Origin of the sequence: Enterococcus sp. 3H8_DIV0648 (assembly GCF_002140655.1) — a bacterium.
Classification (GTDB): domain Bacteria; phylum Bacillota; class Bacilli; order Lactobacillales; family Enterococcaceae; genus Enterococcus_A; species Enterococcus_A hulanensis.
The window spans coordinates 1,749,076-1,750,916 of the sequence record NZ_NGLG01000001.1 but is presented as its reverse complement, the minus strand read 5'-3'; the positions used below and the strand labels follow the sequence as shown (position 1 = coordinate 1,750,916).

The 1,841-nt window shown below is 41.3% G+C and carries 2 protein-coding genes; one reads left to right on the top strand and one right to left on the bottom strand.

Annotation, left to right across the window (positions count from 1 at the left end; translation table 11 throughout):
* Positions 1-74: 74 nt before the first annotated feature.
* The gene (gene sufB, locus A5875_RS08105; protein ID WP_088933120.1) at positions 75-1,469 is read left to right on the top strand and encodes a Fe-S cluster assembly protein SufB; all 1,395 of its coding nucleotides are present in this window, start codon (positions 75-77) and stop codon (positions 1,467-1,469) included.
* A 92-nt stretch (positions 1,470-1,561) separates the two neighbouring features.
* On the opposite strand, the gene A5875_RS23610 is transcribed toward sufB, so the two are convergent.
* Positions 1,562-1,841, bottom strand: a 280-nt coding sequence (locus A5875_RS23610; protein WP_176244641.1) for a tyrosine-type recombinase/integrase, incomplete at its 5' end; no start/stop codon positions are given.

Genomic DNA, 1,841 nt, shown 5'->3' with positions numbered 1-1,841 from the left:
ATACGGCATGAACATCAAACTTATTTTTCTGTAAGAAAAATAAATACATTAATAAGAATAAGGAGCGGGAATACATGAGTGTACCTGAAATGCAAGAGGAATATCAATTTGGCTTCCACGATGATATCGAACCGGTCTTTACGACTGGCGAAGGTCTATCAGAAGAAGTCATTCGTGAAATCTCCCACGCAAAAGGAGAACCCGAATGGATGTTGGATTTCCGTTTGAAATCCTTAGAAACATTCAGAAAATTAGACATGCCCGGTTATGGACCTGATTTGTCCGAACTGGATTACGATAAAATCAATTACTTCATTCGTTCAAGTGACAAACCAGCCCGCGATTGGGACGATGTACCAGAAGAAATCAAGACAACTTTTGAACGTTTAGGAATTCCCGAAGCAGAACGGGCATACTTGGCTGGTGCTTCTGCCCAATACGAATCAGAAGTGGTGTACCACAACATGAAAGACGAGTTCACTAAATTAGGGATCGTCTTTACCGATACGGATTCAGCCTTGAAGGAATATCCTGAACTATTTAAAGAATACTTCGGGACATTAGTTCCTCCGTCAGACAACAAATTGGCAGCATTGAACTCAGCTGCTTGGTCAGGCGGAACCTTCATCTATGTACCAAAAGGTGTGCAAACTGAGATTCCGATCCAGTCGTATTTCCGAATCAATTCGGCAAATACTGGACAATTTGAACGTACATTGATCATCGTGGACGAAGGTGCAAGTATCAACTATGTAGAAGGCTGTACCGCACCAACGTACTCTTCAGATAGCTTGCATGCTGCAGTCGTAGAAGTTTTCGTTAAAAAAGATGGCTACTGCCGTTACACTACGATCCAAAACTGGTCAAACAACGTATACAGCTTGGAAACTAAACGTGGACAAGCCCAAGAAAACGCGACAATGGAATGGGTTGATGGCAACTTAGGTTCAAAAGTAACCATGAAATACCCAAGTGTCTATATGGAAGGCAAAGGCGCGCGCGGTACAATGCTATCGATCGCTGTAGCCGGTAAAAACATTGTGCTAGATAACGGTGCTCGTATGATCCATAACGCACCAAACACATCCAGCTCGATCGTTTCAAAATCCATCGCCAAAGATGGCGGTGCGGTAGATTACCGCGGAACCGTCCGCTTCGGCCGGAACAGTGCTGGTTCATTCAGCCATATCGAATGTGACACGATCATCATGGATGATCAATCAAGTTCGGATACGATTCCTTATAATGAAATTTTGAATGGCAATGTTTCTTTAGAGCACGAAGCGAAAGTTTCAAAAATCTCCGAGGAACAACTCTACTATCTAATGAGTCGCGGCATTTCTGAGCAAGAGGCGACTGAGATGATCGTTATGGGATTTGTTGAACCATTTACGAAGGAATTACCAATGGAATACGCTGTGGAGCTAAACCGTCTGATTCAGTATGAGATGGAAGGGTCTGTGGGGTAATACTTGTTTATTAGCTAGAAACCTTGATGTGTGAGGTTTCTAGTTTTTTTGTTTTCTTCATTTTCTGTTGTTACACCGGAATTTACACCGTCTTAAAAACCTATATAATTAGCGAATTTTTCACCTGTATCCTCAATCATTTGAGGTGTTACTTGAGCATAGATATTCATAGTAGTTTGAACATCTTTGTGACCTAAACGAGACTGCACTTCTTTAATTGACGCACCAGCTTCGAATAGTAAACTACAGTGAGTAAATCGAAAACCGTGGGGTGTTATCCGTTTTAAGTCCAATTCATTCTTTTCAGCTTTTTGATAAATCCATTTTAACCAATCATTAACAACTTGCGGATAATAAAGCTCATTTTTCTTA